The organism is Sulfurimonas sp. HSL-1656 (assembly GCF_039645585.1).
In the GTDB taxonomy this organism is placed as follows: Bacteria; Campylobacterota; Campylobacteria; order Campylobacterales; family Sulfurimonadaceae; genus Thiomicrolovo; species Thiomicrolovo subterrani.
On sequence record NZ_CP147915.1, the window covers coordinates 1,999,031 to 2,020,782 of the forward strand.

At 58.4% G+C, this 21,752-nt stretch carries 26 protein-coding genes and 1 tRNA gene; 11 read left to right on the forward strand and 16 right to left on the reverse strand.

Going from position 1 to position 21,752, the window contains the following annotated elements; genetic code table 11:
• Positions 1–8: 8 nt before the first annotated feature.
• Together hisH and WCX49_RS10375 are read right to left on the reverse strand one after the other, a co-directional pair.
• Positions 9–620, reverse strand: coding sequence for an imidazole glycerol phosphate synthase subunit HisH (hisH, locus tag WCX49_RS10370; protein WP_345985015.1), 612 nt, complete (start codon positions 618–620; stop codon positions 9–11).
• Positions 617–1,528 (reverse strand): PDC sensor domain-containing protein, encoded by a 912-nt coding sequence (locus tag WCX49_RS10375; RefSeq protein WP_345985016.1) that lies wholly within the window; start codon positions 1,526–1,528, stop codon positions 617–619. Before WCX49_RS10375 ends, hisH begins: the two co-directional genes overlap by 4 nt.
• Positions 1,529–1,633: 105 nt before the next feature.
• Between WCX49_RS10375 and waaC the strand changes: the two genes are divergently transcribed.
• Both waaC and WCX49_RS10385 read left to right on the forward strand, forming a co-directional pair.
• On the forward strand, positions 1,634–2,620 hold the full coding sequence (gene waaC / locus WCX49_RS10380) for a lipopolysaccharide heptosyltransferase I (RefSeq protein WP_345985017.1): 987 nt from the start codon (positions 1,634–1,636) through the stop codon (positions 2,618–2,620).
• Entirely contained in the window at positions 2,617–3,504 is an 888-nt protein-coding gene (locus WCX49_RS10385; protein ID WP_345985018.1) for a lipid A biosynthesis lauroyl acyltransferase, read from the forward strand. Before waaC ends, WCX49_RS10385 begins: the two co-directional genes overlap by 4 nt.
• Before the next feature lie 3 nt (positions 3,505–3,507).
• Here WCX49_RS10385 and lgt read toward each other — a convergent pair whose 3' ends face one another.
• From lgt to WCX49_RS10405, 4 genes are read right to left on the reverse strand one after another with little or no spacing between them, the layout of a single operon-like run.
• Positions 3,508–4,335, reverse strand: coding sequence for a prolipoprotein diacylglyceryl transferase (gene lgt / locus WCX49_RS10390; RefSeq protein ID WP_345985019.1), 828 nt, complete (start codon positions 4,333–4,335; stop codon positions 3,508–3,510).
• A gap of 44 nt (positions 4,336–4,379) precedes the next feature.
• Positions 4,380–4,958 carry a 16S rRNA (guanine(966)-N(2))-methyltransferase RsmD gene (rsmD, locus tag WCX49_RS10395; protein ID WP_345985020.1) on the reverse strand — a complete coding sequence of 193 codons (579 nt, stop codon included), beginning with the start codon at positions 4,956–4,958 and terminating at the stop codon, positions 4,380–4,382.
• Positions 4,955–5,677, reverse strand: coding sequence for an exonuclease domain-containing protein (locus WCX49_RS10400; RefSeq protein ID WP_345985021.1), 723 nt, complete (start codon positions 5,675–5,677; stop codon positions 4,955–4,957). Before WCX49_RS10400 ends, rsmD begins: the two co-directional genes overlap by 4 nt.
• A complete protein-coding gene (locus WCX49_RS10405) occupies positions 5,677–6,093 on the reverse strand; it encodes a hypothetical protein (protein ID WP_345985022.1) in 417 nt (138 codons plus the stop codon). The genes WCX49_RS10400 and WCX49_RS10405 overlap by 1 nt, the downstream gene beginning before the upstream one ends.
• A 126-nt stretch (positions 6,094–6,219) precedes the next feature.
• Here WCX49_RS10405 and murA point away from each other — a divergent pair, with 126 nt between their 5' ends.
• A complete protein-coding gene (gene murA, locus WCX49_RS10410; protein ID WP_345985023.1) occupies positions 6,220–7,482 on the forward strand; it encodes a UDP-N-acetylglucosamine 1-carboxyvinyltransferase in 1,263 nt (420 codons plus the stop codon).
• A 22-nt stretch (positions 7,483–7,504) separates the two neighbouring features.
• Here the strand turns inward: murA and WCX49_RS10415 are convergent, their stop codons facing one another.
• Positions 7,505–7,882 carry a helix-turn-helix transcriptional regulator gene (locus WCX49_RS10415; protein WP_345985024.1) on the reverse strand — a complete coding sequence of 126 codons (378 nt, stop codon included), beginning with the start codon at positions 7,880–7,882 and terminating at the stop codon, positions 7,505–7,507.
• Positions 7,883–7,885: 3 nt separating this feature from the next.
• Entirely contained in the window at positions 7,886–8,791 is a 906-nt protein-coding gene (locus WCX49_RS10420; RefSeq protein WP_345985025.1) for a DnaJ C-terminal domain-containing protein, read from the reverse strand.
• Positions 8,792–8,922: 131 nt separating this feature from the next.
• Between WCX49_RS10420 and WCX49_RS10425 the strand changes: the two genes are divergently transcribed.
• A tRNA-Pro gene (locus WCX49_RS10425) sits at positions 8,923–8,999 on the forward strand.
• A 338-nt stretch (positions 9,000–9,337) separates the two neighbouring features.
• On the opposite strand, the gene purH is transcribed toward WCX49_RS10425, so the two are convergent.
• The gene (gene purH / locus WCX49_RS10430; RefSeq protein WP_345985026.1) at positions 9,338–10,873 is read right to left on the reverse strand and encodes a bifunctional phosphoribosylaminoimidazolecarboxamide formyltransferase/IMP cyclohydrolase; all 1,536 of its coding nucleotides are present in this window, start codon (positions 10,871–10,873) and stop codon (positions 9,338–9,340) included.
• An 89-nt stretch (positions 10,874–10,962) separates the two neighbouring features.
• Positions 10,963–11,952: an HD domain-containing phosphohydrolase gene (locus tag WCX49_RS10435; protein ID WP_345985027.1), complete on the reverse strand. Its 990-nt coding sequence runs from the start codon at positions 11,950–11,952 to the stop codon at positions 10,963–10,965.
• 133 nt (positions 11,953–12,085) lie between these two features.
• Between WCX49_RS10435 and WCX49_RS10440 the strand changes: the two genes are divergently transcribed.
• The 4 genes from WCX49_RS10440 (at position 12,086) to WCX49_RS10455 (ending at position 15,458) form a co-directional block, all read left to right on the forward strand.
• Positions 12,086–12,349 carry a hypothetical protein gene (locus tag WCX49_RS10440; protein ID WP_345985028.1) on the forward strand — a complete coding sequence of 88 codons (264 nt, stop codon included), beginning with the start codon at positions 12,086–12,088 and terminating at the stop codon, positions 12,347–12,349.
• A 75-nt stretch (positions 12,350–12,424) separates the two neighbouring features.
• A complete protein-coding gene (locus tag WCX49_RS10445; protein WP_345985029.1) occupies positions 12,425–13,714 on the forward strand; it encodes a hypothetical protein in 1,290 nt (429 codons plus the stop codon).
• A gap of 126 nt (positions 13,715–13,840) precedes the next feature.
• Complete coding sequence (locus WCX49_RS10450) at positions 13,841–14,722, forward strand: zinc ABC transporter substrate-binding protein (protein ID WP_345985030.1); 882 nt, start codon at positions 13,841–13,843, stop codon at positions 14,720–14,722.
• Positions 14,715–15,458, forward strand: a complete 744-nt coding sequence (locus tag WCX49_RS10455; RefSeq protein WP_345985031.1) for a metal ABC transporter permease — start codon at positions 14,715–14,717, stop codon at positions 15,456–15,458. The genes WCX49_RS10450 and WCX49_RS10455 overlap by 8 nt, the downstream gene beginning before the upstream one ends.
• A 1-nt stretch (position 15,459) precedes the next feature.
• On the opposite strand, the gene WCX49_RS10460 is transcribed toward WCX49_RS10455, so the two are convergent.
• A complete protein-coding gene (locus tag WCX49_RS10460; RefSeq protein ID WP_345985032.1) occupies positions 15,460–15,645 on the reverse strand; it encodes a hypothetical protein in 186 nt (61 codons plus the stop codon).
• A 136-nt stretch (positions 15,646–15,781) separates the two neighbouring features.
• Here WCX49_RS10460 and WCX49_RS10465 point away from each other — a divergent pair, with 136 nt between their 5' ends.
• A complete protein-coding gene (locus WCX49_RS10465) occupies positions 15,782–16,225 on the forward strand; it encodes a GatB/YqeY domain-containing protein (RefSeq protein WP_345985033.1) in 444 nt (147 codons plus the stop codon).
• A 114-nt stretch (positions 16,226–16,339) separates the two neighbouring features.
• Positions 16,340–17,188 (forward strand): YitT family protein, encoded by an 849-nt coding sequence (locus WCX49_RS10470; protein WP_345985034.1) that lies wholly within the window; start codon positions 16,340–16,342, stop codon positions 17,186–17,188.
• A gap of 46 nt (positions 17,189–17,234) precedes the next feature.
• Here the strand turns inward: WCX49_RS10470 and trpC are convergent, their stop codons facing one another.
• The 4 genes from trpC to WCX49_RS10490 are packed head-to-tail and all read right to left on the reverse strand — an operon-like array spanning position 17,235 to position 20,383.
• A complete protein-coding gene (gene trpC, locus WCX49_RS10475) occupies positions 17,235–18,035 on the reverse strand; it encodes an indole-3-glycerol phosphate synthase TrpC (RefSeq protein ID WP_345985035.1) in 801 nt (266 codons plus the stop codon).
• Positions 18,035–19,327 carry a hypothetical protein gene (locus tag WCX49_RS10480; protein ID WP_345985036.1) on the reverse strand — a complete coding sequence of 431 codons (1,293 nt, stop codon included), beginning with the start codon at positions 19,325–19,327 and terminating at the stop codon, positions 18,035–18,037. The genes trpC and WCX49_RS10480 overlap by 1 nt, the downstream gene beginning before the upstream one ends.
• A complete protein-coding gene (locus WCX49_RS10485) occupies positions 19,320–19,691 on the reverse strand; it encodes a YkgJ family cysteine cluster protein (protein WP_345985037.1) in 372 nt (123 codons plus the stop codon). The genes WCX49_RS10480 and WCX49_RS10485 overlap by 8 nt, the downstream gene beginning before the upstream one ends.
• Entirely contained in the window at positions 19,688–20,383 is a 696-nt protein-coding gene (locus tag WCX49_RS10490) for a methyltransferase (protein WP_345985038.1), read from the reverse strand. Before WCX49_RS10490 ends, WCX49_RS10485 begins: the two co-directional genes overlap by 4 nt.
• Positions 20,384–20,455: 72 nt before the next feature.
• On the opposite strand from WCX49_RS10490, the gene kdsB reads away from it, so the two are divergent.
• A complete protein-coding gene (kdsB, locus tag WCX49_RS10495; RefSeq protein WP_345985039.1) occupies positions 20,456–21,178 on the forward strand; it encodes a 3-deoxy-manno-octulosonate cytidylyltransferase in 723 nt (240 codons plus the stop codon).
• Positions 21,179–21,344: 166 nt separating this feature from the next.
• Here the strand turns inward: kdsB and rpsO are convergent, their stop codons facing one another.
• A complete protein-coding gene (rpsO, locus tag WCX49_RS10500; protein WP_345985040.1) occupies positions 21,345–21,620 on the reverse strand; it encodes a 30S ribosomal protein S15 in 276 nt (91 codons plus the stop codon).
• Positions 21,621–21,752 lie beyond the last annotated feature (132 nt).

Here is a 21,752-nt window from a genome sequence, read left to right on the forward strand (position 1 = left end):
ATGCTTCCTCACAGGTTAATAAAGTTTTTCAGGATCTGCAGCCCGTTCTTGTGGCTCTTCTCCGGGTGGGGCTGGATGCCCATCACATTGTCGTGCGCCACGGCGCTGGTGAAACGGTAGCCGTACTCCGTCTCGCCGATGATATCGGCATCTTCGCCGGCCACCGCGTGGAAAGAGTGGACGAAGTAGAGATAGTGCGCCTCGTCCAGGCCCGCAAAAAGGGGGTGTTCCTTCGTAAACATGCGGTTCCAGCCCATATGCGGCACCTTCAGCGGGTGGTCAAATTTCGCCGCATCGAATTCGACAACCTTCCCACTGATCAGTCCCAGGCCCGGGTTCGGTCCGAACTCCTCGCTGCTCTCGAACAGCAGCTGCATGCCCAGGCAGATGCCGAGCATCGGTTTGCCGCTTTGCGCATAGGCTTTCAGCGCCTCGTCCATGCCCCGTTCGCGCAGGTGTTCCATCGCGTCACCGAACGCGCCGACCCCCGGAAGGATCAGCCGGTCGTACCCGGCAAGTTTCTCCGGGTCGCTTTCAACGGCAACCGTCTCCCCCAGCAGCGTGAAAGCATTTTTCACGCTGGCCAGGTTCCCCATGTTGTAGTCACAGATTCCTATCATTCTTCAATCGCTCTTTTCGTAAATTTGATATAGAGTGCCAGTGCCACGAGCAGGATCGAGACCCCGCCGATAATATAGATGGCGTTGACCAGCATGGCCGGTTCGGTCATCGCGAACTTGAAGACAAGCATCAGCGCCTCGATGGAGAGAGCGATGATGATGGATCCCAGGAAACGCACCATTGTTTTATGCGGGTCCGAGGCCCCGCTGTCCTGCCGGTGCCGTCCCAGGACCTCCTCTTCGAAGAGGGTCTTGACGAGGTCGAAAATGGCCAGGGCCAGCGTCAGGAGGATCGTCGACTCGAAGACCTCCTTGATCTCGATTTTGCGCACATCCAGGCCGAAGTGCAGGAAGGTCGTCACCCCCTTGATAAAGAGCAGCAGCGCCACCATGGCCAGCATCACGGTAAACGCCGCGTAGCCGTAGCGGAAAATGCGCCCGTAGAAGGAGTGCAGCGCCATCGGGTGTGCGATCTGCAGCACCGCGTCCATCGGCATGTCGAGGCAGGCGACGTAGAGCATCTCCCCTTTTTCGTCGAAGATCGGCTGCGACGCGGTGATGGTGAGATCCTGGGTGATCAGCGAAGGATACGGGTCGGTGATGGTACAGCGCTTCTCCCGCGCCGCGCGGTAGTAGTAGGCGCGGTCGGAGCGGATGCGGCCGAAATCCTCGTCCGTCTGTTTCCCACCCGGCAGGAAGGTCGGGGTAATCTGCACCCCCTTCTGGTCCAGCAGGTAGATTCCCTCGGCATCCCGCAGATCGCCCATGATCTTCTGCATGCGCGCCATGATCGCTTCGGGGGTGATCGACGGCAGGCGGTTGGGCAGGTTCTTGGAGAAGAGGTAGCAAAAGTAGGCCCGCGCTTTCGTGCGGATCTCGGAAAAGTTCTGTATGTCGCGTGCGACCATGGCAGTCCCGTCCTCGTTTTAGTAGTATGGGATTATACCTCACCCCCGATGGCAAAGCGCTAAAGCAGCCGCGGCGCCTCAAGGGTTTGTCGCTATAATAGCGCCATGAATATTGCGCGCATCGCCATCGTCCGACTCAGTGCCCTGGGCGACATTATCAACAGTGCCGTCGTCTTGCAGTTCGTCCGACGGCACCATCCCGAGGCCCGTATCGACTGGATCACCGAGTCGCAGTTCGCCCCCATGCTGCAGGGGCACCCGGAGCTGGAAAAGGTCCACGGCATTCCGCTCAAGCAGCTTAAACGCGAAAAACGCTTCGCGCTGCTGCGCGACACGGTCCGCGATCTGCGGGCCCTCGGTCCCTATGACGTCATTATCGACATGCAGGGACTGCTCAAGTCGGCCCTCGTCGCCCGCCTGCTCGGCCCGAACGTCCACGGCTTCGATGCCGCTTCGGCCAGAGAGGGAGCGGCCGCACTCTTCTACCGCACCAAAAGCCGTATCCCCTACGAGGCCAACATCATCCGCCGCAACTGCGACATCGTCGCGGAGGCTCTCGGTTTTACCGTCAGTGATGCGGAGCTGCTCGCCAAAGCCCCGGCGCTGCCGGTCGGTCCGCGCCCGGATTTCCTCGACGACACACCCTACATCGCCGTCGTCGTCGGGGCGTCCTGGCCGTCAAAATGCTACCCGCCGGCCCAGCTGGCCGCCGTCTGCGACGCCCTGCCCCTGCCCTGTATCCTCGTATGGGGTTCCGAAAACGAACGTATGGACGCCGAGGCGATCGCCGCAGAGAGCAGCAATGCCCGTGTCGCCCCGAAAATTGGCCTGCCCGCACTGCGTGACCTCATCGGCCACGCGGCACTGACCGTCGGCGGGGATACGGGACCGACGCACCTCGCCTGGGCATTGAACCGCCCCTCCGTCGTCCTCTACGGCCCGACGACCCCCCGGATGATGTTCGAGACACCGCAGAATGTCGCTCTCGAATCGGACTCCGTCGTCGACATCCTCCGTATCGACAAGACCGACATGAGCATCGGGACGATTCCCCCCGAGTCGGTCATCCAGAAAGCGAAAGAGCTGCTATGATCCTCTACTACCTCTACCGTGCCCTCGAGTCTCTCCTGATGCTCCTGCCCTACCCCCTGCGCAAAGCCTTCTTTACGGGCCTTGCCTCCCTCGCCTATCTGGTCGACCGTCAGCACCGCGCCGTTATCCGGCGCAACCTCGAGATCGCCTTCGGGAAAACCCTCGACGAAGCCGAGGCGGAAACGATCGCGCGCTACTGCTACCGCAACCTGCTGCTGAACTTCCTGCAGGTTATTGAAAACCGCCGCATGACCCCGGAGCGGCAGCGCGAACTGGTCACGTTTGCCAACCGCGATATCGTCGACCGTGCCCGCGCGGAGGGGCGCCCCGTCATCTTTGTCTCGGGGCATTTCGGCAACTGGGAGCTCGGTGCCACGGCGATCGCGTCGCAGATCATGCCTACCGTCAGCATCCACAAACAACTCAACAACCCCTACTTCGACCGCTACCTGCTCGAATCGCGTTCGCGCCTGCAGATGCACATGGCGGAGAAACACGGCGCCGTGAAACACCTGACCCGGGCCCTGAAAAAAGGGGAGGCGGTCTCGCTGATGATCGATCAGAACATCCGGCCGCGCGAGAGTATCTTTGTCGATTTCTTCGGCACGCAGGTGACCCAGACCTCCGCGCCCGCCTTCCTGGCGCGCAAGTACAACGCGGCGGTCATCCCCGTCTTTATCCATACCGACGATGAAAAACACTACACCGTCCGCTTCGAAGAGGAGGTTCCCGTACCGCATACGGAGAACGCCGAAGAGGATGTCCGCATCGCGACGCAGCGCCAGTCCGATGTGATGGAGCGGATTATCCGTGAAGAGCCGAAATTCTGGTTCTGGTGCCACCGCCGCTGGAAAGGCGGGAGCAAGGGGATCTACGCGGCGTAGGCCCTAACGGCCGCGCCGTCTTTTCGCCCCGGCAAAAAAAATCGGCCAGAGCAGGACGGCCGCCGCCATCATCAGCGCACTCAACAGCTGCCCCATCGTCATCCAGCCGCAGCAGATAAAGCCCAGCTGTGGGTCCGGCGCACGCCAGAACTCCGCCGTAAAACGCATCGCCCCGTACGCAAACCCGTACAGCAGGATCAGCTCCCCCCGGAAACGTCGGTGGTTGCGGTAGAGCCAGATGACGGCGAAGACGACGATCCCTTCCAGTACGGCCTCGTAGAGCTGCGAAGGGTGGCGAAGCGCCCCGCCCACGTAGATGCCCCAGGGCACATCGGTCACCCGGCCGATAAGCTCCTGGTTGAGAAAGTTCCCGATCCGCCCGAAGACATAACCGATGGGAACGGCCACCGCGACGATATCCATCAGCTGGCCGAAATGGATGTGATGACGCTTGCTGAAGAGGGCCGAGGCGATGAAGAAGCCGATCACGGCCCCGTGGTAGCTCATCCCCCGGATGCCGACGAATTCGCCGTTTTTAAAGGGGTTGAAAATCTGCCACGGATGCGTCAGGTAATAGGCCGTATCGGGATCGTAAAAGAGAATGTATCCCAGCCGCGCCCCGAGGATCACGCCGATCTCGACCCAGATAAAGTAGTTGTCCAGTGTCAGCGTGTCGACGGGGACCCTGTCGCGGCGCACGTACCATTTCGCCCCGTAGAGTGCGGCGAGGAGAGCCAGCACGTACATCATCCCGTACCAGTGTACCGGCAGGCCGAAAAGGGAAAAGGCGACGGGATTGAAATGTTCGTAGATGTGGTTCCAGTACTCCATGGCAGCTCTTTCAGTGGATTTGGCGCAAGTATAGCCAACTATATTTACAGATAGTAACTCAGTGAGGTCTTCCCGAACTTCTTGCGTTTTTGCAGGTTATACGCGCCGATTGCATCGGGAAGTTCCAGCCCGCTCATGTGCTCTATCGTGATCAGGCGGACCGACTCCCGGGGCAGTTTCGCGATCAGGTCGAGCATCTTGTCGTAGATATCCTCGTGCCCCTCCCGGATGGAGAAGGGGGGATCGATAAAGAAATAGGCGGGTTCGCCGAGCTGCTTGAGGCGCGCAAGCGTCTGCCCTATCGTCTCGAAGGTGTCGCCGGCGATCACCTCGCAGGCGGTGGGGTCGGTCTGGGCAATATTGCTTCGCAGTACCTTCAGGGCGTCACGGTCGCGCTCCATGAAAAGGATGCGTTTTGCGCCGCGGCTCAGTGCCTCGAGCCCGATGGAACCGCTGCCCGAGAAAAGTTCGACGAGAACACTGTCTATGATCTCAAACTGCAGGGTATTGAAATAGGACTCCAGGACGATCCCCTTGGAACTACGCGTCGTCGTTTTGGATGGCAGTTTCAGCAGCTTCCCTTTGTATTTCCCTGCCACGATCTTTTTTGTCAGCGGTTTCATCCTCGCACCTCGTTCATGTAATATTCAATGCTGTAGCGCAGATCTTCGTCAAGATCGCTCAGACTGCGGAGCATCCACTCCAGGTAGGCCGGGTCGCGGCGGGCGATATCCTCGATAAACTTGCCACCGTACTTGCCGAAAGTAAGCTTGTGAACCAGCGCCTGTTCCGTTGTCAGCGTCATCAGCCGCTCGCGGTCGGCCATCTCTTCGAGGTAGCGGTGCAGCAGCATCGTGTGCAGGGCATCACTCAGCGCATGATGGGCACAGAGCGGAATGCCAAGCTCGTCGGCAAGAGACTGTTCACGCTGGTAGAGCCGAAGTTCGTAGCGCAGGTACTGCAACGAGAAGTGGGCGATCTCGCTGCCGAGCAGGTGCTTGACGCATTTGAGCGTGTCGATCATCCCGCCCTGCCAGGTGATCCCCTCTTTGGCAAGCATGCCCAGGTCAAAGGCCAGGTTGTGGCCGACGAGGACCGTCTCGGGGGTATTGAGCGCTTCGAGACGCTTTGCCGCCGCCGTCGCATCGAACTCCGGCGCGTCGGCGAGCATCTCGTTGGTCAGGTGGTGGACCGCCATCGCCTCCGGGGGCACCTTTTTCGGCGGCCGTACAAGGTCGTAGAGGGTCTCGTACCTGCCCCCCTCCTCAAGGATCATCCCTACCGAACAGATGCGGTCTTTTTTTTCGACACCGGTCGTCTCCACGTCAAGGTAACAGAGCATCAAAACCGTTGCAGAAGGGTGTGGTAGTGTTCAAGGGTCCGGAAACTCTTCTCGAAGCGCCAGCGCAGCACGAAAGCGACAACGGCATCGCGCTGGGAAGCTTCAAGCTTTTCGGCACGTCCGAAATAGGCAAGCGAACTGTTCTTGTTCCTAACTTTCGCCTCGCGGTCGTAGGTAATAGCGATGATCTGGACGTATTTGCCCTCGTGCGGATTTCCCAGCGTATCGTCTGCAAGGGAGATCCCGGCGAGATTCATCGCCTTGAATTCAAAAAGGTCCGCGAACTCGGGTACCTTTTCGTCGACGCCGAGGGCGTGGTAGAGGGATTCGAGCGCAGCCATGTTCTCCTTGCGCGCGACTTCGTAGCTGGAAATCTTGGCTGTCAGGTTTTTCAGACGATCGAGTGCCGTTGACACGCCCCGCTCCTTTCCGCTCTCCCGGCCCTGCAATCCAAGCTACCGGCAAACGCATTATCATAGCAGTTTAACCAACCGTGCTTTATAATCAGCAAAAACTTTGGCGCGTCGCGCCTGCGAGGTGATATGGATTATTTCAAGATCAACGGACCCAAAACCCTGGAGGGCAGCGTTGCCGTCTCCGGCGCCAAGAATGCCGCCCTGCCGCTGATCGCCATGACGATCCTTGCCAAGAACCCTGTCACGATCACGAACCTGCCCCACGTCGTCGACATCAAGACCCTGCTGAAACTACTGACAAACCTCGGTGCGGCGTTTGAACTCGACGGCAACCGCGTCACCATCGACACCCGCCCGGTCAACCATACGATGGCCACGTACGACATTGTCAAGACCATGCGCGCCTCCATCCTTGTGCTTGGACCGCTGCTCGCACGTTTCGGCCACTGCGAAGTCTCCCTCCCGGGCGGCTGTGCCATCGGGCAGCGCCCGATCGACCTCCACCTCAAGGCGCTTGAGCATATGGGCGCGGAGATCACCATCCACGCCGGTTACGTCCGCGCCGAAGCACCCAACGGCCTCAAAGGGGCCCATATCCTCTTTGACAAGATCACCGTTACCGGCACGGCCAATGTCGTGATGGCCGCGGCGCTGGCCAAAGGGAAAACAACGATCACGAACGCCGCGCGCGAACCCGAAGTCGTCCAGCTCTGCGAACTCCTCCGCGATGCCGGGGTGGCGATCAAGGGAGTCGGCAGCTCCGAACTCGTCATCGAAGGTACCGGGGGTGAGCTCGTCGACATCGCCTCCTTCGCCGTCATCCCCGACCGGATCGAAGCGGGTACCTATCTCTGTGCCGCGGCCATTTCACGCTCGCCCCTGACCCTGACCAACGTCCGTCCCGACCACCTCGAAGCGGTCCTAGGCAAACTCGAAGAGATGGGCGTCGGGATCGAAACGACGGAAGACACGATCACCGTCCACCCTGTCCAGTCCCTCAAACCTGTTGACATCACGACCATGGAGTACCCGGCCTTCCCGACGGATATGCAGGCGCAGTTCCTTGCCCTCTGTACCCAGGCGGAAGGGACGTCGACCGTCGAAGAGCGCCTCTTCGAAAACCGCTTTATGCACGTCAGCGAACTGCAACGCCTCGGCGCCGACATCACCCTCAAGGGCAACACCGCCACCGTCAAAGGCCCCTCCCCCCTCTTCGGGGCTGATGTCATGGCCACGGACCTTCGGGCCTCAAGTGCCCTCGTACTGGCGGCACTCGTTGCCGAGGGGGAGACGAATATCCACCGTATCTACCACCTCGACCGCGGCTATGAGGCGCTCGAAGAGAAATTCAGTCTGATCGGTGCGGACATCGCCCGCCTGAAAGAGTAAGTCGGAAAGAAAAAGGAGAGGATCACTTCTCTTTGAAGATGATCATTTCGTAGATGCTTTTTTTCGTGACCAGAGCCTTCTCGGGCGGTACGCTGGTACTCTGTCTCGCCTTGGCCAGCTGATGGCGCAGCTCGGCGATCTCCTGCTCCATCGTATCGATCTGTTCCTTGAGGCGCAGCGCCACGTCGACCCCGGCGAGGTTGACGCCCATCTCACGGGTAAGGCGGAGGATCAGCTTGATACGATCGATGTCGCGCTGGGAGTAGAGACGAATCCGGCCGTCCGAACGCGAAGGGGTGATAAGGTTTTCGCGTTCATACTGCCGCAGGGTCTGCGGATGGATGTCGAGGATCTTCGACACGATGCTGATCAGGTAGACCGGTTCGTCATAAGTGTGCATGGCTTACTCCTTCGGTAATTGCGCTTTCATCGCCTCGACAAGGGAGGGCTCGAGGCCGTCCACGTTCGGCAGGATGATGTTCGCGACGAGGTAGAGGTCCCCGCGTACGTTGCTTTTGCGGTTCATGACCCCCATCTCCTTCACCCGGAAACGCTGGCCGTTTTTCGTGTTCTGCGGCACCTTGAGGGTGATCTCCTTCTCCAGCGTCTTGACGGTCACCTTGTCACCGAAAAGCGCCGCGTAGAGCGGGACGTCAAAGGTTTTGATCAGGGTATCGCCGTCACGCTCGTACTCCGGGGTGGATGCGATGTTGATCTTGAGGTAGAGATCGCCGACGCTGCCGCCCTGCTTGCGCCCTTTGCCGCGGACGCGGAGTTTCTCGCCCGACTTGATCCCCGCAGGGATCTTGATGTCGAAACTCTCCCCTTCCACGTTCACCTGGTGCTTGCCGCCGAGGATGGCCGTCTGGAACGGGACGGTGATGGAGCTCTCCAGGTCAAGGTTGACCGGCTGCTGGTAACCGCCGCCCCCGAAACCGCCAAAGCCTCCGAAGCCGCCACCCCCGCCGAAACCGCCTGCACCGCCGCCAAAGCCTCCAAAACCGCCCCCGCCGCCGAACATCTGGCGAAGGATCTCATCGAGGTCGACGTTGCCGCCCTGCGAACGGGCGAAGTCCTGAAAGTTCTGACCGCCGAACATCTGATCGCCGAAACGGTCGTACTGCGCTTTTTTCTCTTTATCGCTCAGGACCTCGTACGCGGCATTGATCTCTTTGAACTTCTCCTCCGCTTCGGGGGACTTGTTCACATCCGGATGGTACTGGCGTGCCATTTTCCGGTAGGCTTTTTTGATTTCCGATTCGGTCGCATTTTCATTGACGCCAAGGGTTTCATAAAGGCTTTTACTCATAGACAGTTACCTATATACTATAGTTTCTTTTTAAGAGGGAGTATAGCACATAAGTTGAGTCGAAGTCAATCAAGGTTGTTTTTTTGCACTTTATGAAACTTTTAAGTTTACGGTAGTATAATTTCGGCCCTCGGGGTGTGGCGCAGACTGGTAGCGTGCTTCGTTCGGGACGAAGAGGCCGCAGGTTCGAATCCTGTCACCCCGACCATCGAGAGACTTTCTTCCTACAACATTTACAGAAAAAATCCATCAAAACAACATCGAAAAATCAAGCGTTTTTACGTAATAACACTCCACCCTCTTGTCAAGTCATATACGGTCATTAGCGTGTCAGCCGGATTACCGCGGCATGGCTTGTCCCGAAAGCGGCAGCCTTTCGCACTTTCTTCTTTCGGGTTCGGTTTCTTCTTTGTGCGCACAAAGAAGAAAGGGAACAAAAACATCCATGTAAACAAATAAGCATTAAATGTAAAGAGGAACTGCCCTGGGTTGTGTAATGGGAGGGATTGGGTTGAAGAGAGATATGCAGCCGGAGCCGCATAGGGTTTAGTGGAGGAAGTGACGTACGCCTGTGAAGTAGAGCGCCATGCCGTACTCGTCGGCAGCGGCGATGACTTCATCATCGCGGATGGAGCCGCCCGGTTCGATGACCGTCTTGACCCCCGCGGCCGCTGCCGCGTCGATGGAGTCGCGGAACGGGAAGAAGGCTTCGCTTGCCAGCGCGGCGCCGGTGACGTCCAGCCCCATCGCCTCGGCTTTTTTCAGTGCACACTGCGACGCATCGACGCGAGACGTCATTCCCATGCCGACGGCGACCATTGCCGCGTCTTTGACGTAGACGACACAGTTCGACTTGGTCAGCGAAGCGACTTTCCACGCGATCTCCGCATCTTTCATCGCCGCGGCATCCGCGCTCAGCTTGCTTTTAAGCTCGGCATTCTTGATCTCGTCGTCGCCCACCTTGTCGGCATCCTGGAAGACGAACCCCCCGTCAATGTGTTTGAAGTCGCTCGCGTCGTTCGCAAGGACGATCTTGTCGCTGCCGTATTCGAAGAGCTTGATGCGCTTCTTCGCTTCGAACACCGCCTGCGCTTCCGGCGTGATACGGCCGGCAATGATGACCTCGAGGAAGATCTCGTTCATCTTCTCCGCCAGCGCCTTGTCGACGACACCGTTGACGGCGACGACGCCGCCGAAGGCGGAAACCGGGTCGCACTTGAGCGCTTCGGTGTAGGCGTCAAGCAGGCTGTCGCGGATCGCGAAGCCGCACGGGTTACCGTGCTTGACGATACAGACGGCATTTTCGTCGCCGAACGCCGCCGCGATCTTGACCGCACCGCTGATGTCGGTGAGGTTGTTGAAGCTCGCTTCGCCTTTGAGGGTCGTGAAGTTCTTGCTGAAGTGGTCTCCAAACTCGTACAGCGCCCCTTTCTGGTGCGGGTTCTCGCCGTAGCGCGTGTTCATCACTTTCTGGCCGACGACGAACTGCTTCGCGCCCATGCCATCGTTGAAACGCTTGTTCATATAGTTGGCGATCATGCTGTCGTAGGCCGCCGTGTGCTCGTAGGCCTTGATCATCAGGCTGCGGCGGAATTCGACGCTGTTCTCGTCGTTCTCGATGGCACCCAGGACCAGGGAGTAGTCGGAGGGGTCGGTGACGATCATGACGCTGTCAAAGTTTTTCGCGGCGGAGCGGACCATCGCCGGTCCCCCGATATCGATGTTCTCGATGATCTCCTCGAAATCATCCGTACGCTCGATGGTTGCCTTGAAAGGGTAGAGATTGACACAGACGAGGTCGATAGGCTCGACGCCGAGCTCGGCAGCCTGGTCCAGGTGCGACTGCTTGTCGCGGCGGTGCAGGATGCCGCCGTGAATATAGGGGTTGAGGGTTTTGACACGCCCCTCGAAACATTCCGGGAACTTGGTGACCTCATCGATCTCGATCGCCGCGATACCGGCCTCTTTCAGCATTTTGAACGTGCCGCCGGTCGAGATGATCTCGTAGCCGTGCTTCACCAGTGACGCCGCGAATTCAACGATATTGCTCTTATCGCTGACGCTCAGCAGTGCTCTTTTCATTCCGTTTCGCCTTTTTCCGGGCATACCGCCCATGTATTTCGTTGATGGAATTTTAACAGAGGGGCGGTTAGGATTGGATCAAACGCGGATCATTCCTGGTATTTTTGGCGTATCTCCAGGAACTTCCAGAGGTTGTCGACAAAGAGCCCCACAAGCTTCGGATCAAAGTGCCTGCCGCTCTCTTCGGTCAGGTACGCAAGCGCTTTGTTCACCTGCCACTCCTCTTTATAACTGCGCTTGCTCACCAGGACGTCAAAGACATCCGTCACGGCGACGATACGGCCGAAGATATGGATATTCTCCCCCTTCAGCCCTTTCGGGTAACCGCTCCCGTCGAATTTTTCATGATGCTGGGCCGCAATCGTCGCCGCGGCCCGCAGGACGGGTCGGTCGGTTCGGCTGAGGATGTGCGCTCCCCACTGGGTATGGTTCTGTACCATTTCACGCTCTTTCATGTCGAGCGGGAAAGGTTTGTTGAGGATCCGCTCCGGCACGACCACGTTGCCGATATCGTGCATCGCCGATGCCATCTTCAGCATCGCCACCGCTTCCGGCCGGAGCCCGTAGAGCTCGCCGAGGAGCGCACTGTATTCCGATACCCGCTTGAGATGTGACTTGTCTTTCGAACGGAGTTCGCCGACATACGCCAATGTATAAATGAGGTCTTCCTGCGTCCGGTCTTCCTGCCGTTCGCGGTGCTTCTGCAGTTCCAGGTGTGTCCGGACCCTCGCATAGAGCTCTGCGCTGTTGAAGGGTTTGTTGATGCAGTCCGCACCTCCGGCTTCAAAACTGCGTTGAATCTCCTGTGCCCCCGGAATGGTTCCGGTGAAAATGACGGGGATCTTCTGCGTCAGTGCTTCGGATTTGAGCCGTTTGCAGATGGCATAACCATCCATGCTTTTGGCCGTCGCATCCAGCAGGATCAGGTCGATCTTCACGGCCGACGTTATGGCCAGCGCCGAGGCTTCGTTCTTTGCACCCAGAACGTTGCACCCCTCTTTCTCAAAAATTTCCCTCACCGTTACGACATGCATCGGCGTCTCGTCCACGACCATAATTTTTGCCGGAAAAATATTCATTGTCACTCTTTTTTAAACAATTTTCAATATCATACAAATTTTGTGTTAATAATTTATAAAATTTTTTGTTTTTTTGCATTTCTATCACTTTTTCCCGGGAAAAGAGCGTCCAGCCGGTTCGCTATAATGCCGCATGCAAACCAGACGCCTGCTGCTCTTGTTACTGTTCCTCGTCGCCCTCAGCGGCGAAGCACTGCACACCCTCAGCGCGCACCATGACGGGAGCCACTGTCCCGTCTGTACCGTCGCCGCGCACGCAGCAGCACCCGATGTCGTTACACCTTTCGAACCGTTCGTCCTCTTTCACGACGGTGCAGAGCCCGGCCCTGTTGTACACTCCTACCACGGCCTTACGCTCCATTTCGTTCCGGCACGGGCCCCGCCCCGCTTCGTTTAATTCCTGAAAAAAAAATCCATACTTTTTGCACCCATCCCAAAACCAACACGGGTGCCCTGATGAAACGGAGTCTATATGATGAAAAAAACCCTTATTGCCATTCCTCTTTTCTGCACGCTGCTCTTCGCGGATGCCGCCACGATCCTCCCGGTCGAAAAACGCACCTTCGAGCAGTCCAAGTTTATCCCGGATATTTCCCTGATCCTCGATGCCTCCTACGTCACCCGCAACAAGAAAGATGACGAGATCGCCCACTACGAGATCCCCGGCGTCGCCCACGGCATCATGGGCGCCCATGCCCACGACGGGCACTCCCACGCCACCTACAACGCCGCCAACGGTTTCAACCTCAACTACGGCGAACTGGTACTCTCCAGCTCCGTCGACCCCTACTTCACCCTTGACGGCACCTTCCACTTCAGCGAAAACGGCGTCGAGATCGAAGAGGCCTACTTCACCTCGACCTCCCTCCCCTACGGCCTGCGTCTGCGCGGCGGGAAACTGCTCTCCAACTTCGGCCGCATCAACTCCCAGCACCACCACTACTGGGATTTCGGGGATATGCCGCTCATCTACCAGGCCTTTCTCGGCGATCACGGTATCAATGAGAAGGGGGTCCAGCTGCAGTGGGTCGCCCCGACGGAGACCTACCTGATGTTCGGGGGCGAGGTGCTTCAGGGCGAGAACGAGATGATGTTCGGTACCGGCAGCATCGCCGACCCGACCGCAACGGACCCCGATGCGGCACCGCTGGCCGAAGCGGCCGACGCACCGGCCCTCTTTGTCGCCTATGTGAAAACCGCCGTTGATATCGGCGAGACGACCGTCATGCCCGGCATCTCCTATGCACGCGGCACCTCGCGTCTCGACCACTTCGAGGACGAAGAGCCCCACGCCTATGCGGGGATGAGTTCGCTCTACGGTTTTGACCTCACCGTCAAACACTACTTCGACTCCTACAGCTTCCTGACGTGGCAGAGCGAATGGATGATGCGCGACATGAAAGGGACCCAGTACGCGCAGCTCGACGCCAATACGACGGCATCGGCCTCCCTGCGCAAAGAGCAGTCCGGCTACTACACCCAGCTCGTCTACGCCTACAATATGAACTGGCGCGCCGGCGTCCGCTACGACAGCATCTATAAAAATGATATCACGAAGAACGGCACTGCCTTGGAGATGGAAAACAGCTTTGAACGTTACAGCGCGATGGTGGAGTACCACCCCAGCGAGTTCAGCCGCTTCCGTCTGCAGTATAATCACAACACGGCCCTCTTCAACGAGGACGGCGAACGCCAGAGCATCGATACGTTCATGCTGCAGGCCAACATTGCCATCGGAGCGCATGCGGCGCACGATTTCTGATCCGTCAGACATACGCGGGTGGGGGTATAACCCCTGCCGCGGTATTGACACCGGCTCCCCTTCGGCGGGAACCCTACACGCCCCTGTCACTTATGCGGGGGCGCAATCACAACCAATGAGTGCACAATGAAAAAACTGTTTTTTTACCTTCTCCTGCCGGCCGCACTGTCGGCGCACCTGAACATTGCCGTCAGCTACCCCTACATCGGGGCGCTGACGAAGGCTGTCGGCGGTGACCATGTCACGACCGTCGTGCTGGCCAAGGGCAACTGGGACCCCCACTTCGTCGTTCCCCGCCCTTCGCTGATCGCCAAGATGCGCCGTGCCGATGCGCTGATCATGAACGGCGGCCAGTTGGAAATCGGCTGGCTCCCGCCGCTGATCCGCCGCGGCAACAACCCCAAGGTCAACCCCTCCGCGCCGACCTTTCTGAACCTGGCACAGGGCATCGAGCTTATCAACAAACCGAGCGAGGTCGACCGGGCAAACGGGGATATCCACCCTGCGGGCAATCCCCATTTCCACCTCGATCCGAACAACATCCCGCTTTTGGCCAAGAGGATCGCGGATTTTCTGGCCTCGATCGACGCGGAGCACAAAAGCATTTATGAAAACAACCTCGCGGATTTCACGCTGAAATGGGGGAAAAACCTCGAGCGCTGGGCGCAGGTCATGGCCCCGAAAAAAGGGATGAAGGTCGTGCAGTTCCACGATAACCTCGCCTACTTCAACAAGGCCTACGGTTTGCAGAACATCGCCACGATCGAACCGCTGCCGGGGATCCCGCCCTCCCCGCGCCACACCCTCGAGGTGATCGAGCTGATACGCGCCGAACACCCCTGCTGCATCCTGCATGACGTCTACCACTCGACGAAAACGGCCGAATACATCCGAGACAAGACCGGGATAAAGATTGTATTGATGCCGCATGACCTCGGTGCGCTGGAGTCCGTCGACACCCTGGGCGCCCTGTTCGACCATCTGACCGAGGCCGTGACCCATGATTGAGATCTTTCTGCCCCCGCTGCTGCTCGTCTTCGTGCTCGTGATGATCCACGCCTGGTTCGGCAAAGGGGTCCTCGAGCGCGGCATCATCTTCACCGATCTCGCCATCGCCCAGTTCGCGGCGCTGGGCAGCGCCGTCAGCCTCGGCATTTTTCACGGGGAGTATCTCTATGTGCTCACCCTCGGGAGCGCCCTGTTCAGCGCCGTACTCATTGCGTTCGCATCGCACAGAAGCTTGCATCTGGAGGCGTTTATCGGGATTCTTTACGTGCTGGGGGCCAGCGGGGTCATGATGGTCCTGGCCAACTCCGCCGAGGGGATGGAGCACTTCAAGGCGCTGCTGGCGAGCGACATCCTTTTCACCCCGATGGAGCATGTGCTCTACAGCAGCGGCGTCTATGCCCTGCTCGGGCTTCTGATCTGGCAGCTCTACCCACGCCTTACGGGGTTTATGCAGGAGCTGCTGTTCTTTGTCATGCTCGCCGTCACCGTCACCTCGTCGGTACAGCTTGCCGGTGTGCTCGTCGTCTTTACCCTGCTGATCGCACCGGTCTTCATGGCCTCCATGCAGAAGCGTTTCCCGCCGCTGCGCTTCGCCTTCGTCTTCGGCTGGTCCTTCAGCGCCGCGGCGATCGCCGCCTCCTACATCTTCGACCTGCCGACCGGGTACACCATTGTCTTTCTCGGTGCACTCAGCGTACTGCTCGGTACCCTGATGCTCAGCCGTACGAAAGCCTGAACTACTCGTCGAGGTTGTTCGCGTCCCAGCAGGCATCGACCTGACGGTCGATCGCCAGGTCTGCGCTGGTCTGTTCGTTCACGTCACCGATAATGTCCCAGGTGCTGATCGCCATAAAGGCAAAGGCCGCGACCATGGCCGCCGTGACGACGTAGATATTCATATATTCTTTGTTGAAAAGTTTCACAGGACTCCTTTCCACTCCAATAGTCTCCATTTTATAGCATAAGGGTTAATAATATGAAAAGCCGTGATGGAAGGCCGCTTCTTTTAGGCTTATCTAAGGCGGGTATAATGTCGCCATTAAAAGCAAAAGGAAATCCATGAGCCTGAGAGAACAGATCAACAACGATATCAAAGAGGCAATGAAAGCCAAGGACGTCGAACGCCGCGACGCCCTCAGACTCCTCAGCAGCGCCATGAAACAGATCGAAGTGGACGAACGCAAAGAGCTCAGCGATGACGACGTCATCGCGATCATCCAGAAACAGATCAAACAGCGCAACGACGCCGCAGGCCAGTACAAAGCGGCGGGCCGCGACGAGCTGTACGACAAAGAGATGGCGGAAATCGCCGTCTACGAAGTTTACCTGCCGGCACAGCTCGACGACGCCGAACTGGAGCGCGCCGTCAAGGCGATCATCGCACAGACCGGCGCGGCGTCCATGAAAGATATGGGCAAGGTCATGGGCGTGGCAAGCAAAGAGCTCACCGGCCAGGCCGACGGCAAACGCATCAGCGAGTGCGTCAAAAAGCTCCTTTCATAACTATCTTGTTCCGTTGCTTTCGTGACGGAACATCCCACATTGATGTCCCCTTCCCTTTCTCATGACACCGCTTCGCACTCAAGGGCACCGACAGCATTTTCATAAAGGAATATCATGCCAACGAAAATCATAAAAGAGCTCAAACGCTACCTGCTGATCCTGATCGGCGGTCTGGTTCTGGCCGCCGGGGTCACCCTCTTTCTCGTCCCGAACCATATCACCTCCGGGGGGACCCCCGGGATGGCCATTCTGATCAACTTTTTTACCGGCATCTCCGTCGGGACGATCATGCTCTCTATCAATATCCCGATGGTGCTCATGAGCATGAAGTTCATCGGAAGGGGATACGCATTCCGCACCGTGTTTGCCATCGTCGTCATTGCCATGTCGGCGGATATGTTCCTGGAGGTTCTGAAGCTCCCTGCCCTGACGCATGAACCGCTGCTGGGCGCTGTTTTCGGCGGGATGCTTATCGGCCTGGGGGTTGGGCTCATCGTCATGTCCAGCGCCTCGCCCGGCGGCCCCTCCATCATCGCCGGTATGATCGCCCACAGAACCCACTGGAAGGAGGGGGACCTCATCATCGCGCTGGATGCCCTGATCGTCTTCTCGGCCGGCTTCGTTTTCCCCGCACTCGACAGCATGCTCTGGAGCCTGGTCGGCGTCTACATCAGCGCCAGGGGGATCAACCTGATCCTCTCCGGCCGCCCCTCCAAAAAGGTGCTGCATATCTCTTCGGAGAACGCCGAAACCCTTAAAGCCCATCTCCTGCACAAACTGGGGCATGAAGGCGGTGTGATCCTTGAAGGAACGACACTCCACACGGGCGACGAACGGCGGCTCCTGATGCTGATCGTGGATAACAATAAAGTCCAGAGTGTCAGGCAGATCGTCCAGGCGTATGACCCTTCGGGGGTCGTCGTGGTCATGGAAGCATCGGAATTGATGGGCGGGGGGCATTGACGACGGCCATGCCAATCAGCGGCATGGCGCCTTTCAACGGCAGCAATTAGTTCGGGCAGCCCTCGCCCGTTTTAAGGCAGTGCAGCGCGCTTTCAACGTCGTCCTGGCGCATCAGGGACTCTCCGACGAGGAAGGCGTCAACACCGGCCTTGCCGAGATCTTCGAGCTGGCCGTGCTCGTAGATGCCGCTCTCGGCGACGATGATCTTGTTGTTCGGGATGAGCGGGATAAGCTTGTAGCTCAGCTCCATATCCATCTCGAAAGTCTCCAGGTTGCGGTGGTTGATGCCGATAATGTCCGCCCCGGCGAAGATCGCCTTGGTGAGGTCCGTTTTGTCATGGATCTCGACAAGGGCCTCCATCCCGAGATGGCGGGTGTAATCGAGCAGCTCCTTGAGCTCTTTGCGCGAGAGCGCCTTGGCGATGAGCAGGACGAAGTCCGCCCCGTAGACGAGGGCCTCGACCAGCTGGTACTTGCTGACGATGAAGTCCTTGCGCAGGAGCGGGATGCTTGCGTAGCGGCGGATCTCCGCGAGGTAGTCCAGGCTCCCCTGGAAATAGTGCGGTTCGGTGAGGATGGAGATGGCGTTCGCACCCCCGCGCTCATAGGCCTGCGCGATGGCAACCGGGTCGAAGTCTTCGCGGATCACGCCTTTTGACGGGCTCGCTTTTTTCACTTCGGAGATGATGCGGTACGGTTCTTCCTCCGTCGCTTTGAGGTGCGGGATGACCGGGCGCGGCGCACGGGCGTTGAAGGCGAGGGAGCGCCCCAGCCAATCCATGCTGTACTCCTTTTCGCGGCGGGCGAGGTCCTCTTTGGTCTTCGCGATAATCTCATCCAGAATCATTACTTTCCTTGTGTTGTTTTACGTTGGCGTTTCATGCACTCGGCAATGGCTTTGACATGCTTTTCGAGTTCGGGGTCCGTCTCGCCGCCCATCGCCTTGAGCGCTTTTTTCATCGTCGCGTCGGCTTCGCTGCAGCGGCCGAGTTTGTAGTACCCCCAGGCGAGCGAATCGAGGTAGAAGGGCGATCCGGGTTCCTGCTGCAGCGCCGCTTTGACATAGCCAATCCCCGCTTCCGGGTCAACGTCGTTGTCGATCAGCAGGTAGCCAAGGTAGTTCAGCATCAGGGCGTCTTTTTCGCTTTTGACGGCCGTCTTCAGCTTCTCGACGGTCTCGGCCACCAGCTTCGGGTCACGCTTGTCCTCCGCCCCTTCGAAGGCGAAAATCGCGCTCTGCCCCAGGTAGTTCGCATCGCCGTTCTCCTTATAGAGGTTTTCGGCCAGTTCGGAAGCCGCGGCGTACTCCTTGGCATTGATATAGAGTTTGAGCAGCAGGGCATCGTCCGTATGATGCTGTTCAAGGAAGTGTTTCAGCGGAACCATGTCGTTTTGGTAGCTGTAGATGCGGACGATGGCATCGGCCACGTCTTTGGAAGGGTAGTTGCTGTAAAGGCGCAGGTAGGTGCCCAGCATCCCCTCGATATTGTTCTGCTCGCTGTAGAGCCCCGCCAGCCGTTTGCAGATGCGTTCGGAGCAGCCGTTGAGGCGGATATGCGTCTCAAGCTGGGCGATGGCGTCCTTCTGCCGGTCGAGGTTGACGTAGAGGATCACGGCCATCCGGTCGAGGACCATCTCATCGTAATCAATGTCGTAGGCACTCTCCAGGTAGCGCAGCGCCGTGTTGTACTGCTTCTGCTGGGCGTAGATCTCGGAGACGCCGATATAATCCTGCTTCGCCTTCGTCTGTTCCAGCAGAGCCAGGGCTGCGACCTCGGCTGCTTTCATCTCCCCCTTGCCGATCAGGGCACGGATGCGGTAGCGCTCCACCTGGGCATCGAACCCCTCCTGCTCGCGGAACGATGCGGTGTTTTCCAGCACGTCGTCGTACTGTTTGGCATGCAGCAGGTTTTCAAAGAAGTGGTCGCGGTAGGGGACGCGCGGCGCTTTCTCATACAGCACCGCGTAAAGCTGCGCCGCCGTCGCGTACTGTCCGTGCGCCTCCGCGTCAAGGGCAAAGAGGGTGTAGGCGTCCTCTTCGTCGAAGGCCTTCGTCTGCGGCGAGAGCGCCGGCTCTTTCAGGCTGCACCCGGTGAGGACCAGCAGCAGGGCTCCGCTCAGAAGGGCCGACTTAAACATCGACGATCCCCGGGCACTCCCGCTTGAGCTCATCGACGCGGGTCTTGTAATACTCCCAGAAGGGGAAGGTACGGCACTGGAGGGGACGGGCCGTGTAGACGCCGCAGCCGTTCGTTTCACGGTCGAAAAAGATGCAGTCGTGCGACATGCCGACGATCTTCTCTTTGAGCGAGAACTTGTAGCCCCGTTTTTCAAGGTAGGTGCGGCGGAAGTCCGCCTCCTCCATCGACAGCGCACCCGCCAGTGCCCGGATCTCGTCGGGGGAGACGAAGATATTGCCGCTTTCGCCGGTGCAGCAGCGCCCGCCGCACCCGGCGCAGGCGGAAGGGTCGAACGCGTAGGGGTAGCCGTCTTCTTTTATCATAGGGTGCATTTTATACTGTGCGTCCTTGCATCGCGGTAGACCTGCAGGCTCTTGGCGGAAAACTCATCTTCGTCAAAGGCGAAAATCGGCGGCCGGACGCGCATGAGCGAACGGGAGTTTTTCCGGGCGTGCAGCATCACCAGGGTCGCGTTGCGATCCGGTTTCGAATGAACGAATTGTACATCAACCACTCTTAATTTGGCGCGTTCGCAGGCGGCGCAGAGGTGGGCGAACTGCTGGGGGTCGTAACAGAGCATCAGGTGCCCCTGCGGCCGCAGGAGCTTCGCGGCATGGGAGATGAACGCATCTATGGGAAGGTGCAGGTTGTAGCGCGCCGTGTGCACCATCTCATTCTCCGAGCGCGAGGCCCCCTCGTGGTAGAAGGGGGGATTGGAGACGATGTACTCGAACCCTTCGGGGTCGTTAAACGTGAGAAAATCCGTGTGGTGAACCCGGTAGCCGATCCCGTTCACTTCCGCGTTCTTCGAGGCGTACTGCACGAAAGCGTCCTGCTTCTCCACCGCCTCGAGCCGCACTTTCGGGTTGTCGCGGGCTACCAGCAGCCCAACGACGCCGCAGCCGGCCCCCACGTCGAGCATGCGGCCCCGCGGTGCGAAAGAGGAGATGAAGTCGTAGAGGAAAATCGAGTCACTGTTGTAGCAGTACCCCTCCTGCGGCTGGTAAAGCAGCATCGAACGCCTTTTGATTTATAATTCCGTCATTATACAGTGCCGCGGCGTTCTCGCCCAAAAGAAAGGATTCGCATGATCATCATCCCCGCCCGTCTGGCTTCGACCCGCTTCCCGCAAAAAGTCCTGGCGGATATCGGCGGCCTGCCGATGGTCGTCCGCACGGCGCGGCAGGTCGCGCACCTCGACAACGTCGTCGTCGCCGCCGATGACGAAAGCATCATCGAGGTCTGCAAGGCCCACGGCGTGAAGGCGATGCTTACCTCGACAACGCACAAAAGCGGCACCGACCGCATCAACGAGTGCGCCCAGCTGCTCGACATCCCCGACGACGAACTCGTCATCAACATCCAGGCCGACGAGCCCTTTATCGAGCCGGAGGTCCTGACCCTGCTGATCGACCGCCTTGGTGCCCTCAAAGCGGAAGGGCGCCCTTTTGTCATGGGCAGCTGCTACAATGCCGTCAACGCGGAAGCCGCCGACGACCCGAATCTCGTCAAGGTCGTCGTGAACGCGAAGCATGACGCCATCTACTTCTCCCGCTCCAAGATCCCCTACAACCGCGGCGGCGGGGCGACCTACTTCGGCCATATCGGCATCTACGGCTTTACCAAGAAGAGCCTGCACGATTTCTGCGCCCTCGACGACGCCCCGATCGAGGACATCGAAAAGCTCGAACAGCTTCGCGCGATTCACCACGGGCTGCCCATCAGCATGGTCAAAGTCGCCAGCACTGGTTTCGGCATCGACACGCCGGAGGACCTGGCACGGGCCAAAGAGATCTTCGGAGTCCAGTAAAGCGGATCCGTTACCGATCAAATGCACAGCGGCATCTTCGTATACATGCCGGATTACGCGACAGACTGATACGATTGATAGATCGATCAAACAGATTTAAAAGTGATATGGGTATTTAAAGGGAAGAAAAAATATTTCCGGCAGGGGCCGGAAATGTAGAAGAAAGTTAGATGTTGTCGCGGATACCGAGATCGGCAACAAGTTTGTCGTATGCAGGGCGGTTTGTGCGTTTGAAGTAACGCATCAGACGGCGGCGCTGACCGACGAGTTTGAGCAGACCGAGGCGTGACGCGTGGTCTTTCTTGAAAGTTTTGAGGTGTTCAGTCAGTTCAGCAATACGTGTGCTGAGCAGTGCGATCTGCACTTCTGAAGAACCAGTGTCGTTTTCGTTACGTCCGAATTTTTTAACAATCTCTTGTTTTTTCGCCGCATCCAAAGCCATAATAGCCTCCTGAGGGTATAATAAATTTTCCGTTCACAATCGAACAAGGGCGAAATTATAGCGAATGTTTCCTGTTTTGGCAATCTTCCCGGACTGCTCGAAGACGTTTTTTACTAAACCCATACTCTATAG